We start from the raw sequence: 15,047 nt of genomic DNA on the forward strand, positions 1-15,047 counted from the left end.
GCCAGTAACAGATTGCCTGGGGATGTTTCACTCACGGTGTGCTCCTCGCTTCCCTGAACTCATTGATTTTTATTGGCCCATCATAACGGGCAGGTTACAGAAATAACACATAGTTAGCCTGCCTTATATCCCGTTGCCTTCGTTATAATCCCCGGATGAAAAAAAACAGATCCCCCTCAAAGTCCAATAGAAAACCCCAGAGTAAAAAACGCCAAAGCGGACGTCGTCCCTGGTTCTGGAAAATGTTTATCCGTGTAGCGGCTGTTGGCATCGTGCTGCTGGCTTGCTGGACAGTGTACCTGGACGCAGTGGTGACCTCGCGATTTGAAGGTCGGCGGTTTGAAGTACCCTCGCGGGTGTACGCGCGGCCGCTTGAGCTTTATGACGGTGCTGGCTTGAGTTCCGGGGCGCTGGCTCGGGAACTGGCGCTTTCAGGCTATCGCAAAGGCGATGGTGTTAAGCCCGGCAGCTATCGCCGCAACGGAGGCCACTTTATTATCAGCACACGCGGGTTTCGCTTTCCGGACGGTGCAGAGCCCAGGCGCAGGCTTTCCCTGAATATATACGGCGACCGGATTCAGGACTTTTCGGTGATACAGGGGGAAAACAGTGCAATTGTGAGGCTGGAGCCCGCCCGTATTGGTGGCATATACCCGGCCCATAAAGAAGACCGGATTCTGGTACGCCTGGATGAAGTTCCCCCACAACTGCCCAACGCACTGATGGTCGTGGAGGACCGTAAATTTTATGATCATGTTGGCATTGCGCCTGCTTCCATCGCTCGCGCCATGCTTGCGAACATTAGTGCCGGCAAGATTGTCCAGGGTGGCAGTACCCTGACCCAGCAGCTGGTAAAAAACTTCTTCCTGACCCGGGACCAGACCCTGTTGCGCAAGGGTAATGAGGCTTTAATGTCTCTCCTGCTCGAACTGCATTACGAGAAGAATGACATACTGGAAACCTACCTGAACGAAGTGTATCTGGGGCAGGCGGGCACTCGAAGCATCAATGGTTTTGGGCTCGCTAGCCAATTCTATTTCGGAGAATCGCTGCAAGATTTAGGTGTGCACCAGATTGCGTTGTTGGTGGGCATGGTTAAAGGGCCCAGTTATTACAATCCCCGCCGGCACCCGAAGCGTGCCACTCAGCGCCGAAACCTGGTTATTGGTGAAATGGAAGATAAGGGCCTTGTTGATTCGTCGGAAGCTGCCCGCGCCCGCGGCCTGCCCCTGGGTGTAAGCGCCAAGCCGTCCTACTCTGAAAACCGTTATCCAGCCTACATTGACCTGGTAAGGCGACACTTGGCGCGAGATTACAAGGAAGAGGATCTTCGCAGCGAGGGGCTACGCATTTTCACCACACTCAACCCGGCTATTCAGTATGCCGCGGAGTATGCGGTTACCGATACTCTGCCTAAGCTGGCCAGCGGTAAAACTGCCGACGCGCTGGAGGCGACTCTGGTAATTACCGCCAAGAATACCGGTGAGGTTGTGGCGCTGGTAGGTGGCAAAGACCCACAATTTGCGGGGTTCAACCGGGCTTTGGACGCGAATCGCCCGATTGGCTCGCTGATCAAGCCGTTTACCTATTTGACGGCACTGGAGCAGCCCGATCGCTATACCCTGATGACCCAGCTTATGGACAAATCGTTCACACTGGAGTTTGATGATGGCAGGCGCTGGTCACCCAAAAACTATGATGGCAAAGAGCGAGGTGACGTTCCTTTGCATCGCGCTCTTTCGAAGTCCTATAACCTTCCGGCAGTGCGAGTGGGGCTGGATGTTGGCGTGCCCGCGGTTCGTGAGACCCTGCGTGCTTTTGGTGTGGTTACGCCCATTTCGGAATACCCTTCCATGCTTCTGGGTTCGGTTGCCATGAGCCCTGTAACCGTTGCTCAAATCTATCAGGGCTTGGCTACCTCCGGGTTCAACACGCCGCTGCGCACTATCAGAGAAGTAACAGATTCGGGCGGCAAGGCACTTTCGCGCTATAGCCTGGAGGTGGATCAGGTGGCAGACCCGGCTGCCGTGCACTTGTTGCAGTACGCAATGCAGGAAACCATGCAAGAAGGTACAGGGCGTTCAGCATACTATTCTGTGCCTAAAGAGTTGACGCTCGCCGGGAAAACCGGCACCACAGACGAGGGGCGCGACTCGTGGTTTGCAGGGTTTAGCGGTGATTTTCTGGCCGTAGCCTGGGTTGGGCGGGACGATAATGGCCCAACGGCCTTGACCGGTGCCACCGGTGCTTTACCTGTGTGGTCGCGGTTTATGGCTCAGGTTCCACAGCACGGGTTTTCTCCTGTGGTGCCCGACGGGGTGAACTACCATTGGGTCAATCCTGAAAAACAGGCATTAACTGACGAGCATTGCGATAATGCCCGCCTTCTGCCGTTTATATCAGGTAGCGAACCTACACAAAGAGTGTCTTGTTCCGGTACCCTTGAGCGGAAAATTCGAGGCTGGTTTGAGGGATTGTTCCAATGAGTAAGCAAGGTATTGTTCAGGCAGGCATATTGGCCGCTCTTTTAAGCTTGGCGGGTTGCGCCTCGGGCCCGGGAGGTTCTATCTATGTTCCGGCCGGGAGCGGCTCGCCCGCACCAGAGCCGCCACAGACGGCGGAGGATAAAAATAAAAAGGAATCACGGGTCTGGCGGAAAAGTGAGCAGACTGAAAGCCGGAAGTCCGAGCCGCGGCAACAGCGCAGCAACAAGCCAAGTTATCAGAATGCAGGGGATGAGCTCTCGCCGGCAGCCCTTAGCCTGGTTAACGAGGCGGACAAACTTCTGAAAAGAGGGGACACTCAAGGCTCTATCGCTCGATTGGAGCGAGCGCAGCGGATTGCGCCCAGGTCATCGGAGGTTTATTTCAAGCTGTCTGAAGCCTACGTGGCCGGTAATAAGCTTGGGCCGGCAGAGCAGTTTACCCTGAAAGGATTGACGCTTGCTGGAAATAACGCCCGGCTGCAACGGTCGGGTTGGTTGTTGCTGGCAGATATTCGCCGGGCGCGAGGTAATGTGGCCGGAGCCAGTCAGGCAGAGAAGCGGGCATCTGCCCTGTAACAGGTGCAATGCGAAATCTTCCCGACAGAACGTGCCAGCGCTGCAGGCCCTGCCGGGGAGTATTTCCGATATTGCTGTTTGGTTTTAGAGAGTTGCCATCACCTTTTTAGCGGCTTCCACGGTATCGGCAATATCCTGATCCGACAGTGCCTCGCTAGTGAAGCCCGCCTCAAAGGCAGATGGTGCAAGGTAAATACCCTCTTTAAGCATGCCCTGGAAGAACTTCTTAAAGCGTTCAGTGTCGCAGTTCACTGCTTGATCGAAGCGAGTGATGCTGGGTTCTTCGGTGAAGAAAAGCCCGAACATTGCACCTGCGCCCTGAACCGTTAAAGGAATACCTGCTGCATCGGCGGCGGCTTTCAGTCCTTCACGCAAGGCGTTGGTTTTTTCAGTGAGGCGGTCATGAAAACCGGGCTCTGAAATGGCATTCAGTGTGGTCAGGCCCGCGCACATGGCCAATGGGTTGCCACTGAGGGTTCCGGCCTGGTAAACGGGGCCAAGCGGTGAAATATGTTCCATGATTTCCCGCTTACCGCCGAAGGCACCCACAGGCAGTCCGCCGCCGATAACCTTACCCAGAGCCGTCAGATCCGGGGTAACGCCGTATAGCGCCTGGGCACCGCCAAGAGCCACCCGAAAGCCGCTCATTACCTCATCGAAAATGAGCACGGTTCCGTATTCATCGCACACCTCCCGAAGACCTTCCAGGAAGCCTGGCGCCGAAGGGATGCAGTTCATGTTACCGGCAACAGGCTCGACAATAATGGCAGCAATCTGGTCGCCCATTTCCTTGAAGGTTTCGCGCACGCCTTCAATATCGTTGAAATCCAGAGTCAGAGTGAGCTCTGCCAGGCTGGCGGGAATGCCCGGTGAGTTGGGAACGCCCAGGGTAAGCGCGCCAGATCCGGCTTTTACCAGTAGCGAATCCACGTGTCCGTGATAGCAGCCTTCAAATTTCACAATCTTGTCTCGCCCGGTGTAGCCTCGCGCCAGCCGAACGGCGCTCATGGTGGCTTCAGTGCCGGAATTGACCATGCGGACCAGGTCAATGGAAGGCACTAACTCACACACTTTTCGAGCCATATCTGTCTCGATAGAGGTGGGAGCACCGTAGCCAACGCCAAGATCTACCTGAGCGTGCAGGGCATCTTTAATTCGTTGGTCTGAGTGACCAAGAATCATTGGCCCCCAAGAGCCGATGTAGTCGATATAACGCTGACCATCTTCATCGTACAGGTAGGCACCTTCCGCGTGTTTGAAGAAAATGGGGGTGCCGCCCACACCCCGGAATGCACGAACCGGGGAGTTAACACCACCGGGAATGTACTTCTGGGCCTGTTCGAACAGGGTTTCGGAGTGTGTCATTTGTGAGGTCTCCTGCTATTTTCGGTTTTAATAGAGTGGTGGCTGGCAAACAGTCTCTGAAATAGTTTTGCATTGCGCTCTGTCGTCTCGGGGCTGCCCCCGAAAAGCCCGCCGACAACGGCCAGAAGGTCAGCGCCTGAGCGAATGAGCTGCTCACCATTTTGTGAGGTGATGCCGCCGATAGCGGTAATGGGTTTTCGGAAGCGTTTTGCCTGTGCCAATATGTCGGTGGGCGCAGCCGGGGTGTTGGGCTTGGTGGATGAGTTAAAAAAACGACCGAAGGCCAAGTAATCTGCGCCGGCTTTTGTGGCTGTTTCTGCCAGTGTGAGGTCTGCATGGCAGGTAATGCCAATAATTGCACTGTCGCCCAGCAGGTGGCGCGCCTCTGAGGCTGAGCCATCTGTTTGGCCAAGGTGTACACCTGCCGCCCCTACCCGTTTGGCAAGCTCTATATCGTCATTGATGAGAAGCGGAACGCCGGCCGCCGAGCATACTGACTGCAGGCTTTTCGCTTGCGCCAGGCGTTCGGTCATAGGCGCGTGCTTCTCGCGGTATTGTACCATCACTGCGCCGCCGCGAATCGCCGCCTCTACCGATGCAATCAACGTTTCTGACGGTGTAAGCCGGCTGTCGGTAATGGCGTAAAGCCCGGCGGGCACGCGAGTATCTATCGTTCCCACAGTATGCCTCTGTCTGGAACCGGTTGGCCACCGCCCACCTCAAGTGCGTGCAAAATAGTGCGGTGCACATAGTTCTGCGCCTGGGAAATAGCCGCTCTGGCTGAGAGCCCCTGAGCCCGGCCAGCAGCAATCGCTGCCGCGAGTGTGCAGCCGGTGCCATGGTACTCGCCGCCAATGCGTTCAACATCCCACGACATAGGCGTGGGCAAATGATTGTAAAGCGTATTGGTGATGTGGATGCCTGTGCCGTGGCCCCCAGTTGCAAGCACAGACGCACAGCCCTTATCGAGCAGTTTTCGCGCGGCTTCAGCAGGGTCATCGCTTTGTCCCAGCAGGCCCAGTTCTATGCCGTTGGGGGTTATCATTTCAGCCAGTGGGAACAATCGATCCTTCATGGCAGCAAGCAGTTCGTCATCCGCCAGATCGCCTCCGCCTGCGGCTTTGATAACCGGGTCGGTTATAACCGGAATGTTTGGGTGCTTTTCAAGAAAATCGACCAGTATGTCCACCACCGCAGCGCTTCCCAGGGCGCCTGTTTTAATTGCATGTATGGGCGCATCGTCAGCCACGCAACTGAGTTGTTGGCGAATCAGCTCCGGGCTAACGGTTTCGGCACCGTATACGTTCCGGGTGTCTTGAACGGTCAGGCAGGAAAGCACAGGTAATGGGTGGCAGCCCAGGGATGTGATGGCCTGAATATCTGCCTGAATGCCGGCACCACCGGAAGGGTCCAGGCCAGACAGTATAAGCACTTGAGGGCGAGTAAAGTGTGTAATAGCTAAAGCTCCCTAGAAAGGTTTAACAACGGCGAGAATAACAACGGCCAGCAAGATGAATACCGGCAATTCATTAAACCAACGGTAGAATACATGACCACGGGTGTTCAGGTCGTCGCGAAACACCTTTACAAGGTGTCCGCAGTACAAGTGATAAACAACCAGCAGCGCCACGAGCAAAAGCTTTGCGTGCAGCCAGCCCTGACTGAAGTAGCCTGACAGGTTATAGCTGAGCAGCCATACGCCAAATACCACGGTAGCAATCATCGAAGGCGTAGTGATGCCCCGGTAGAGCTTGCGCTCCATAACCTTGAAACGTTCCCGCCCGGGCTGGTCTTCGCAAGCGGCGTGGTAGACAAACAGCCGGGGCAGGTAAAAGATGCCGGCGAACCAGCACACCAGAGAAATTATGTGAAACGCTTTAACCCACAGCATTCGTTAACTCCGTCGGTATTGGTAATAGCTTTCAATATCAGATTTGAGCACCACACCATAAACCCGCTGAATCATCGGCGCTACGTGGCGTTGCACGTATAGAGCCTCGGCGCTGGTCGTTTCGAATTCGTGCAGGGCCTCTTCGAGGGTGGCCTGGTATTGTACCGGTGCGATATCACGCCGGTTAGCCGGGATATCCATTAAATCGATAGATTCCGGTGGTTCGCCGGAATCTTCAGCAGCCATTTCCTCCGCGTCTTCCAGATAACGCGCCAGGTCAACTGCCGGCAGTAAGGCGGTAGGGCCGTTCTTTCCCTCCACTATCAGCCATTTAGGTTCAGATTTAAGGGCTTTTCGCGCCTCTTCAGTCGTAAGCTTTCGGCTAACACGCAAAATGCCCTTATCCATGATTGCGGCTACGGATACCCGGCGCAAGGCCTGGATAACCGGCGAGCTCTGATAACTCAGCCCTTGGCCTTTCAACACTGTCAAAAACAGCGATTTTTTTCCGAACGCCTCGCTTGTGATCAGTGTGGCGGTGGTAATAACCAGCATACCGGGCAGAATGATATTGGGGTTGCGGGTGAGTTCCAGCAATGCCATCAGCGCAGCGAGTGGCGCTTGCAATACGGCGCCCATCATCGCGCCCATTCCAAGCATGGCATAAAAACCCACAGACGAGGCATGGTCGGGCATAATGTCTGCCCCAACCAGGCCCAGAGCGCCGCCAAGCGTTGCCCCTATGATAAGCGTTGGGCCGATAATACTGCTGGGCATGCCCAGGCCAACTGTAAGCGCAGTGATAACGAGTTTTGCGACTCCCACGCTTAACAGCAACCAGAAGCCCAACCCACCATTCATGGTTTCATTCACGGTGTCGTAGCCAATCCCCATGGTTTGGGGGACAAGTACGGCGACTGGTGCCATCAGGACACCCGCTACTATCACACGCAACAAAACAGGGCGATGTTTGAAGCGCCCCATTGCGCCAACGAGTTGTATGAAAAGTGCCGCCGACACACCAATGATAACGGCGATTACTAAAACCCAGGGTATCTCCAAAAACGAATTCATGGTTAACGCGGGAACATTAAAAGCCGGTTCTGCGCCATAAACCAGTTGCGTGACGACCGCTGCGCTCACGGCCGCCAGTACGATAGGAGTGAAGCCTGCAATGGTATATTCCATCATCACCACTTCCATGGCGAAAATGACACCAGAAATAGGGGTATTGAACGAAGCTGAAATGGCGGCCGCGCACCCGCACGCGACCAGGGTGCGAATGCTGTTGTTGGGTAGCCGCATCCATTGGCCCATCAGGCTGGAGAAGGCCGCGCCCAAATGAACGGCTGGTCCTTCCCGGCCGGCAGACTGCCCGGTTACAACGGTGGCAACGCCTACCACAAACTGAATAACAGCACTGCGCGCGGTGATGTAGCCCTGGTGATAATTAAGGCGCTCCATAACGTGAACCACACCTACCTTCCGGTCGTGTGTGGCAAGGCGATGCAAAAACAGGCCAATACCCAGAGCGCCAGCCAGAGGCAATACCCCGCGGGCAACAAGGCCCAGATCTTCAAAGGCTTCCGAGCCTTCGCCCGGGAGGAAGTACTCCAACGGCCACTCAATGGCCAGACGAAAGACCAGGATTACAGCCCCGGTGACTATTCCGGACAACAAGCCAAGAATAGCCAGTTGCGGCAATGAATCCACGCCAGACAGCCTACGCGTGAACGCCGAGGTCAGTTTTTCGCTAATCTGATGCCAGATTTTAGTCATGAATGCCGGTTTTCCGGAGCAAAAGGGTGGTTCGCGTAAAGGTTTTTGGCAACATTGTAACCGTCGCCCTGTAAGCTGCAATAAGTCACTGGTTTATCATGTTAGACTACGCGTCTAAACTTCTAAATCCTGATTTTATATCGCTGGAGTGCAAGTTGATTAAAGTAGGTATCGTAGGTGGCACCGGCTATACCGGCGTCGAACTACTCAGAATTCTCGCCGTTCATCCGGGCGTTACAGTCAGCTGTATTACTTCAAGATCGGAAGCCGGCTTGCCTGTAGCCGACATGTACCCGAACCTCCGTGGTCATTTTGATTTGGCATACTCCGCGCCAGACCCCAGTGTTCTGGCAGCCTGCGACCTGGTGTTTTTTGCAACACCGCATGGCGTGGCTATGGGGATGATTCCTGAACTTATGGCATCCGGTGTTCGGGTTGTGGATCTCTCGGCAGATTTTCGTCTTAAAGACCTTCAGGTGTGGTCTCAATGGTACGGCATGCCTCATGAATCGGCAGAATGGGCGGAGAAGGCAGTGTACGGGCTGCCAGAGGTTGCCCGCGATGAAATTGCCAAAGCTCAGCTGGTGGCCAACCCGGGGTGCTATCCAACAGCGGTGCAGCTTGGTTTTCTGCCTTTATTGGAACAGGGTCTGGTAGATCCATCGCGACTCATAGCCGATGCCAAGTCCGGTTCCAGCGGCGGTGGCCGGCAAAGCAAAATTGGCATGCTGCATGGTGAAGTAGGAGAAAGCTTTAAAGCCTATGGTGCCTCAGGCCATCGCCATTTGCCCGAGATTAGCCAGTGTTTATCTGAGGCAGCGGGCAAGGCCGCAGGCGTTACATTTGTGCCGCACCTCATTCCGATGATTCGTGGTATCGAGGCAACGCTGTACGCTGAGCTTAACAACCCGGCTGATTTCGATCGGCTGCAGCAATTGTTTGAGGAGCGCTACCGCGACGAACCGTTTGTGGATGTGATGCCTTTTGGTAGTCATCCGGAAACTCGCAGCGTTCGAGGCGCAAATATGTGCCGTATGGCACTGCATCGCCAGGAGCGGAGTAACGTGGTTATTGTCTCCTCAGTCATCGACAATCTTGTGAAGGGCGCAGCAGGCCAGGCAATCCAGAACATGAATATTATGTTTGGCCTCAACGAAAGTCAGGGTCTTGAAGCACCCGCACTGCTGCCCTGAGGAATATCCGTGAGCGAACAACGCAAGCCGGCTGAGAAGTATGTTGTTATTCGCCATCGGCCAGGATACCGGCTGAAGCGGACGCTGATTTTACTGGCATTCACGGTTATTGCCGCGGTAGCCGGCTATGCAGCCGGCCTCGCTCAGGGCGGCTTTCGCTTCACTAATGCCGAGGCTTCTAATGAGCGGCTGGAGGACCAAGTCGCGACGCTAGAAGCCAATTATCGAGAGGCTCGACAGAAGCTGGTTAATCTTGAGCGTGGTAAACTCATCGACGAGCAGGCCCTGAATCAAGCCCGCACAATTATTGTTGATCTGGAAAGCCGTGCCGGTGACCTTAAGTCTGACCTCACCTTCTATAGAAATATCATGGCGCCCTCTGAGACCAGCAAGGGGTTGCAGGTTGACCGCTTTTCACTCGCCAGCGACCGACAGGCCGGCACCTATAATTTCAAGCTGGTGCTCACCCAGGTTGGCAACAACAAGAGTTATATTTCGGGCCTGGTGGCTGTCAACATAATCGGTATGCGCGGTGATGAGAAAGAAGTGATTGCATTGCGCGATCTGTCTCAAGATATTGAAGATTTGGGCGTGAAGTTCCGCTTTCGGTATTTCCAGGACGTGGAAGGCAAGTTGGCACTGCCTAGTGGTTTCGAGCCGCTTGAAGTGCAAGTGGTTGCACAGGCGAAAGGGCGAAAATCCGCGCAGGCTGAGCGCACATTCAACTGGAATGACTTAACGGAGAATTGAATATGCTTGGCAAGAAAAAGCAGAAGCCCCGCCGACCCACGGGCAACTTTGATACACTGATTTCGTCACGCACGACGATCAAAGGCGATGTACACTTCTCGGGTGGTCTGCATGTGGATGGCCATGTTCGTGGCAAAGTTCTGGCCGACGAAGGCAGTGATGCTGTTTTGCGGGTGTCGGAAGTGGGTGAAATTACCGGAGATATTGCCGCTCCACATGTGATAATTAACGGCACTGTTAATGGCGACGTATTTGCAACAGCCCATCTTGAACTCGCTGAAAAGGCGGCTATTAACGGCAGTGTTTACTATAATCTTATCCAGATGGCCATAGGGTCGTCGGTAAATGGCAGCCTTGTTCATCAGCGCGAACCTTCCGGTCTGCTGTCTCAGGATAGTGCCTCAGCCGCGGGTGTATTGGCGAATGAAAGCGCCCGTGAGTCATCCGAAGAGGATGGTGGAAAGTCCGAATAGTTGATTGTTTTACTCAGGAATACCATAATCCATGAAGTCCCATCAGGTAATCCGGAGGCGAACTTGAGTGTAGTCCAGCAGCAAATGGCGGCGCCGCTGTTTTTCAGCGACAGCGCAGTCAACAAAGTACGCGAACTTGTTGATGAAGAGGGGAATACCGACCTCAGGCTGCGGGTATTTGTGACCGGCGGTGGTTGTTCCGGGTTTCAATACGGGTTCTCATTCGATGAAAGTCAGGATGAGGAAGATACGGTTATTGAACGGGAAGGCGCGACACTGCTGATCGACCCGATGAGCTATCAGTACCTTGTGGGAGCCACGGTCGATTACCAGGAAGGGCTGCAAGGTTCCCAGTTTGTGGTACAGAACCCCAATGCCAGCTCTACCTGTGGCTGCGGAAGCTCGTTTACCATTTGAGCTTTGCTGGCAGTTTGTGTCTGGAAGCGTCTCTTGGGCTTAAGCCGGGTATATGGCGCCAAGTATTCGAGGGCCAAGTGCGCCAGTGACTTCGGCCAAGTTGCCCGGCTTGCGCTCCATTGTTTGTCTGGCCAGCCATGCAAAGGCTGTTGGCTCTACCCATTGAGGGTCAATGCCAAGCGTGTCGGTGTTGAGAGCACGGACAGGGCTTAGCGTCTGAGACAGCTCCTTCATTAGAAGCCGGTTCCGAGTTCCCCCTCCACAAACGTAAACGGTCATGGCCGGTGTCTGAGGCATTTGCCGAGCAGCCGTTATAACCGACAGCTGAAGCAGGGTTCGCTGAACGTCTTCCGGCCGGATTCCGTCGTGTCGCAGCACCTGTGTTTTCACCCATTCCAGATTAAATTTCTCTTTCCCTGTGCTCTTGGGTGGCTGGCGCTCGAAATATCCATCGGACAGCATATCGCTTAGCAGTGCCTGATCTACGATTCCTTCCTCGGCCCACTGACCATCCTTGTCGTATGCGCGACCAGTTTGGTCAAAGCACCAGGCGTCCATCAGGGCGTTGGCGGGGCCTGTGTCAAAACCCGTTACCGGACTATTCTGGTTGGAAGGAATCCAGGTAATATTGGCAATGCCGCCAAGGTTCAGAATGCACCTGTCCTCGGTTTCAGAACCAAAGAAATGTTGGTGAAATGCTGGTACCAGTGGCGCGCCTTGCCCGCCAGCGGCCATGTCCCGGCTGCGAAAGTCCCCTACCGTCGTGACCCCGGTTTTTTCTGCAATGATTGAAGGGTTTCCCACCTGGAGCGAAAAACGACCAAGGCCTGAAGGCTGATGTCGCAGCGTCTGTCCGTGGCTTCCGATGGCGCGAACCGAGGATCTTTCTATACCGGATTTACGAATGAGAGTTTCCGCGGTGTCTGCGAAAAGCGTTCCTGTTAGCGTGTCGAGCTCGCCGACTTCATCCGGTGTCGCTTGGTTTTGGCTCGCGATAACCAGGCGTTGGCGCAAATTTTCGGGGTAGGGAGCGGAGTGTGAATCATGGATGCGGACAGTTTTACCCTGAAAGGACACCAGCACAGCGTCTATGCCGTCCATGCTGGTGCCGGACATGAGTCCAATCCACGTATCCATTGTGCTTCAGTCTTCCGGGGCCAAGGCCAGGTGTTGGTAGTTGTTTCTGAACGCCTCGAATTGTGCAATTTGTTGCGAGGTGACCTTTTTGAATCTGGCCATTTCCGAGGCCGGAATGGGTTGAGCATCCGGCAGTTTTACAGTTCGTGAGTTGCGCGGCGAGCCATTAACCCGAAACTCGTAGTGCAGGTGTGCCCCCGTAACCATGCCAGACGAGCCTACATAGCCAATGGTATCGCCTTGCTTAACCCGTGCGCCTGTTTTCATGCTCTTGCCGATCTTGCTCATGTGTGCGTACAACGTTGTAATGTTGTCGCCGTGCTTCAGAACGACCGTGCGACCATAGCCGCCTTTCCATCCCGAGAACTGGACTCGACCATTGCCCGCAGCCTTGATTGGTGAGCCTGTGGGTGCGGCATAGTCTGTGCCCTCATGAGGGCGGACAACATCCAGAACCGGGTGACGGCGCTGCAAGTTGAACGAAGAGGAAATGCGCGCGCTGATCGGGGTCCGCAAAAACGCCTTGCGCATGCTTTTACCATCCGGGGAGTAGTAATCGCTATCGCCATTGCTATCGGTGTACAGCAAGGCGACGTTCTCCTCTCCACGGTTTACAAAGCGGGCAGACAGAATGCGGCCGGTGCCGAATTTTTCCCCATCGAGATACAGTTCCTCGTATACCACCTCAAACCGGTCGCCCTTGCGAACATCGTAGACAAAATCTATGTCCCAGCCGAAAATGCCGGCCATTTTCATGGTTAGGCGGTCATTGAGCCCGGCCTCCCGGGCAGCGAGGTACAGTGAGCCGTCAATGGTCCCTGACGCAAATACAGGTCTGGGTTCAGGTTCCCGCATTTCGGTCGTGCCATTAAACGACTCTTCCTGTTTCTCAATCCTCAGGGTCTCGAGCAGGTTTCGCTGAAGCTCGATTGCTGCAAGCTTGCCGTCACTGTCACTGCCGAAGCGAATGGTCTCACCAGCATAAAGGCGTTGTAACTTGTCGGCTTCTCCTTCGCCATGAATAACAGCCAGCATTATGCCGTCGTTAAATCCCGCCTGTTTGAAAAGTGAGGACAAGGTGTCGCCTGACTCAATATCGAATGTTTGCCAGTCCAGGCGAGGTGTCGGCTCGGGATCTGGCTGCTCTGCCGTCTCAGAGTTGATTTGAGGCTGGGCTTCGGCAACCACTGTTTCGTCGGGGGCTTCTTTTGATTCTTGCTGCGACTTTTGCGAGACGGCTTTTGACGCTTTACCCTGCTCAAGATCAAGGGTATAGGACATTCTTTTGGCCTCAACGTCTGCGCTGGGGCTCATCAGAATAGCAGCAGTCACGACAATCGTTGTGGCAGCAGCAATGGTAATGTGGGCTTTTGGGAACATGTTCGGTACTTATCGCATCCGTTTTAATCGGTATTCCGGCAGCTTGTGCTGCCCAGTTAAAGCTGTTATCCAAGTATAGAACAACAGATTACCGCATAAAAAGTATGTGGAACAGCGCAGAACATTACGGTTGTTGCGCTGTTGGCCGGATTTATTGGGGCGTTATCGGTATAATGCGCCGGTCCAGACCGCATGGTTTTGTTTGAAAACTGAGCATTTGTACTGTAGCAGGGCTCCGGGTAACGCACAGATTTCTTTTGTTGAGGTCTGTAACTGATAATTCACCAAACTGACTGGGGATGAAGCATTCATGGCATCTATTGATGAGGCGCTTGCCATTATTAAGCGAGGCGTAGACGAACTGATACCCGAAGACGATTTGATCGCGAAGTTGAAAGAAAATCGCCCTTTGCGTATCAAAGCGGGCTTCGATCCTACGGCGCCCGACTTGCACCTGGGGCATACCGTGCTCATCAATAAATTACGCCAGTTCCAGGATCTGGGTCACGAGGTTATCTTCCTGATAGGGGATTTTACCGGCAAGATTGGCGATCCATCTGGCAAGAGCGCTACGCGGCCCCCCCTAACCGACGAACAGGTGGCGCAGAACGCCGTTACCTACAAGGAGCAGGTGTTCAAAATCCTGGATCCGGAGAAAACCCGGATCGTCTTCAACTCCGAGTGGATGAGTAAGCTGACGGCAGTGGATATGATTCAGCTGGCTGGCCAGTATACGGTTGCGAGAATGCTTGAGCGGGACGATTTCACCAAGCGCTACCGGGCCGAGCAGTCTATAGCTATTCACGAGTTCCTCTATCCTTTGATTCAGGGTTACGACTCCGTTGCGTTAAAAGCTGATGTGGAGTTGGGCGGGACAGACCAGAAGTTCAATCTTCTTATGGGGCGTATTCTGCAAAAGCACTATGGCCAGTTACCTCAGGCTGTTTTGACCATGCCAATACTTGAAGGGCTGGATGGTGTGCAGAAGATGTCCAAGTCTTTGGGGAATTATATTGGCGTTAACGATACCCCCGGGGAGATGTATACCAAGCTGCTCTCTGTGCCGGATGATTTGTTGTGGCGTTATTTTGAGTTGCTGAGCTTTCGCCCGCTTACGGAAGTGGCTGAGTTTCAGAAGGCTGTAGAGGGTGGGGCTAACCCCCAGGATTACAAAAAGCTTCTGGCGGAAGAGATTATTACCCGCTTCCATAATGAAGAGGCTGCGCAAACGGCGCACAAGTCTGCGGGCAATCGGGTGGGGCTTGGAGATATCCCGGAGAACATACCCAGTGTAGAGGTCTCTCTGGACGGTCAGCCGGAAATCCTCATGGCCACAGTGCTGCGTCTGTCAGGTCTTGTAAAGAATGGAGCGGCCGCGCGTGACGTTTTGGGGCGTGGCGCCGTTTTCGTAGATGGGCAGCAATTTGAAGGTGATCGATCCTTCGTAGAAGGTGATAGTTGCGTGATTCAGGCTGGCAAGAAGAAGATTGCACGGATATTGATCACAGGTTGAGCAGTCCAGGGCCATTTTGAGATTTTTTCAAGATGGCCGTTGACACCTGCGCCCAGCTCTGTAGAATGCGCATCTCGCTTGAGGGACA

At 54.3% G+C, this 15,047-nt stretch carries 14 protein-coding genes; 7 read left to right on the forward strand and 7 right to left on the reverse strand.

Annotation, left to right across the window (positions count from 1 at the left end):
• Positions 1 to 155: 155 nt before the first annotated feature.
• Both mrcB and ACTHYN_RS11340 read left to right on the forward strand, forming a co-directional pair.
• A complete protein-coding gene (mrcB, locus tag ACTHYN_RS11335; protein WP_441812559.1) occupies positions 156 to 2,486 on the forward strand; it encodes a penicillin-binding protein 1B in 2,331 nt (776 codons plus the stop codon).
• Positions 2,483 to 3,061 (forward strand): hypothetical protein, encoded by a 579-nt coding sequence (locus tag ACTHYN_RS11340; protein WP_441812560.1) that lies wholly within the window; start codon positions 2,483 to 2,485, stop codon positions 3,059 to 3,061. The genes mrcB and ACTHYN_RS11340 overlap by 4 nt, the downstream gene beginning before the upstream one ends.
• Before the next feature lie 84 nt (positions 3,062 to 3,145).
• On the opposite strand, the gene hemL is transcribed toward ACTHYN_RS11340, so the two are convergent.
• Genes hemL through ACTHYN_RS11365 form a run of 5 tightly spaced genes read right to left on the reverse strand, consistent with a single transcriptional unit; the run spans position 3,146 to position 8,096 of the window.
• Positions 3,146 to 4,426, reverse strand: a complete 1,281-nt coding sequence (gene hemL / locus ACTHYN_RS11345) for a glutamate-1-semialdehyde 2,1-aminomutase (RefSeq protein WP_441812561.1) — start codon at positions 4,424 to 4,426, stop codon at positions 3,146 to 3,148.
• Positions 4,423 to 5,106, reverse strand: coding sequence for a thiamine phosphate synthase (gene thiE, locus ACTHYN_RS11350; protein ID WP_441812562.1), 684 nt, complete (start codon positions 5,104 to 5,106; stop codon positions 4,423 to 4,425). Before thiE ends, hemL begins: the two co-directional genes overlap by 4 nt.
• A complete protein-coding gene (thiD, locus tag ACTHYN_RS11355) occupies positions 5,094 to 5,852 on the reverse strand; it encodes a bifunctional hydroxymethylpyrimidine kinase/phosphomethylpyrimidine kinase (RefSeq protein ID WP_441812572.1) in 759 nt (252 codons plus the stop codon). Before thiD ends, thiE begins: the two co-directional genes overlap by 13 nt.
• A 42-nt stretch (positions 5,853 to 5,894) precedes the next feature.
• Positions 5,895 to 6,317: a protoporphyrinogen oxidase HemJ gene (gene hemJ / locus ACTHYN_RS11360; protein ID WP_441812563.1), complete on the reverse strand. Its 423-nt coding sequence runs from the start codon at positions 6,315 to 6,317 to the stop codon at positions 5,895 to 5,897.
• Positions 6,318 to 6,320: 3 nt separating this feature from the next.
• Positions 6,321 to 8,096: a chloride channel protein gene (locus tag ACTHYN_RS11365; RefSeq protein WP_441812564.1), complete on the reverse strand. Its 1,776-nt coding sequence runs from the start codon at positions 8,094 to 8,096 to the stop codon at positions 6,321 to 6,323.
• Between the two features lie 155 nt (positions 8,097 to 8,251).
• On the opposite strand from ACTHYN_RS11365, the gene argC reads away from it, so the two are divergent.
• The 4 genes from argC (at position 8,252) to erpA (ending at position 10,929) form a co-directional block, all read left to right on the forward strand.
• Positions 8,252 to 9,289 carry an N-acetyl-gamma-glutamyl-phosphate reductase gene (argC, locus tag ACTHYN_RS11370; RefSeq protein WP_441812565.1) on the forward strand — a complete coding sequence of 346 codons (1,038 nt, stop codon included), beginning with the start codon at positions 8,252 to 8,254 and terminating at the stop codon, positions 9,287 to 9,289.
• 9 nt (positions 9,290 to 9,298) lie between these two features.
• Positions 9,299 to 10,039 (forward strand): DUF6776 family protein, encoded by a 741-nt coding sequence (locus tag ACTHYN_RS11375; protein WP_441812566.1) that lies wholly within the window; start codon positions 9,299 to 9,301, stop codon positions 10,037 to 10,039.
• 2 nt (positions 10,040 to 10,041) lie between these two features.
• Positions 10,042 to 10,512: a bactofilin family protein gene (locus tag ACTHYN_RS11380; RefSeq protein WP_441812567.1), complete on the forward strand. Its 471-nt coding sequence runs from the start codon at positions 10,042 to 10,044 to the stop codon at positions 10,510 to 10,512.
• An 84-nt stretch (positions 10,513 to 10,596) separates the two neighbouring features.
• Positions 10,597 to 10,929: an iron-sulfur cluster insertion protein ErpA gene (erpA, locus tag ACTHYN_RS11385; protein WP_441812573.1), complete on the forward strand. Its 333-nt coding sequence runs from the start codon at positions 10,597 to 10,599 to the stop codon at positions 10,927 to 10,929.
• 39 nt (positions 10,930 to 10,968) lie between these two features.
• Here the strand turns inward: erpA and ACTHYN_RS11390 are convergent, their stop codons facing one another.
• Positions 10,969 to 12,066 (reverse strand): anhydro-N-acetylmuramic acid kinase, encoded by a 1,098-nt coding sequence (locus ACTHYN_RS11390; RefSeq protein ID WP_441812568.1) that lies wholly within the window; start codon positions 12,064 to 12,066, stop codon positions 10,969 to 10,971.
• 6 nt (positions 12,067 to 12,072) lie between these two features.
• Positions 12,073 to 13,446, reverse strand: coding sequence for an OapA family protein (locus tag ACTHYN_RS11395; protein ID WP_441812569.1), 1,374 nt, complete (start codon positions 13,444 to 13,446; stop codon positions 12,073 to 12,075).
• Between the two features lie 310 nt (positions 13,447 to 13,756).
• Here ACTHYN_RS11395 and tyrS point away from each other — a divergent pair, with 310 nt between their 5' ends.
• Positions 13,757 to 14,959: a tyrosine--tRNA ligase gene (tyrS, locus tag ACTHYN_RS11400; RefSeq protein ID WP_441812570.1), complete on the forward strand. Its 1,203-nt coding sequence runs from the start codon at positions 13,757 to 13,759 to the stop codon at positions 14,957 to 14,959.
• Positions 14,960 to 15,047 lie beyond the last annotated feature (88 nt).

The organism is Marinobacter sp. (assembly GCF_052091845.1).
Taxonomy (GTDB): Bacteria; Pseudomonadota; Gammaproteobacteria; order Pseudomonadales; family Oleiphilaceae; genus Marinobacter.

What these genes read in the sequence shown, in the direction of transcription:
- ACTHYN_RS11365 (WP_441812564.1), bottom strand. Translation starts at nt 8,096, where the DNA reads ATGACTAAAATCTGGCATCAGATTAGCGAAAAACTGACCTCGGCGTTC.
- ACTHYN_RS11390 (WP_441812568.1), bottom strand. Translation starts at nt 12,066, where the DNA reads ATGGATACGTGGATTGGACTCATGTCCGGCACCAGCATGGACGGCATA.
- ACTHYN_RS11340 (WP_441812560.1), top strand. Translation starts at nt 2,483, where the DNA reads ATGAGTAAGCAAGGTATTGTTCAGGCAGGCATATTGGCCGCTCTTTTA.
- hemJ (WP_441812563.1), bottom strand. Translation starts at nt 6,317, where the DNA reads ATGCTGTGGGTTAAAGCGTTTCACATAATTTCTCTGGTGTGCTGGTTC.
- tyrS (WP_441812570.1), top strand. Translation starts at nt 13,757, where the DNA reads ATGGCATCTATTGATGAGGCGCTTGCCATTATTAAGCGAGGCGTAGAC.
- hemL (WP_441812561.1), bottom strand. Translation starts at nt 4,426, where the DNA reads ATGACACACTCCGAAACCCTGTTCGAACAGGCCCAGAAGTACATTCCC.
- erpA (WP_441812573.1), top strand. Translation starts at nt 10,597, where the DNA reads ATGGCGGCGCCGCTGTTTTTCAGCGACAGCGCAGTCAACAAAGTACGC.
- ACTHYN_RS11380 (WP_441812567.1), top strand. Translation starts at nt 10,042, where the DNA reads ATGCTTGGCAAGAAAAAGCAGAAGCCCCGCCGACCCACGGGCAACTTT.
- ACTHYN_RS11395 (WP_441812569.1), bottom strand. Translation starts at nt 13,446, where the DNA reads ATGTTCCCAAAAGCCCACATTACCATTGCTGCTGCCACAACGATTGTC.
- mrcB (WP_441812559.1), top strand. Translation starts at nt 156, where the DNA reads ATGAAAAAAAACAGATCCCCCTCAAAGTCCAATAGAAAACCCCAGAGT.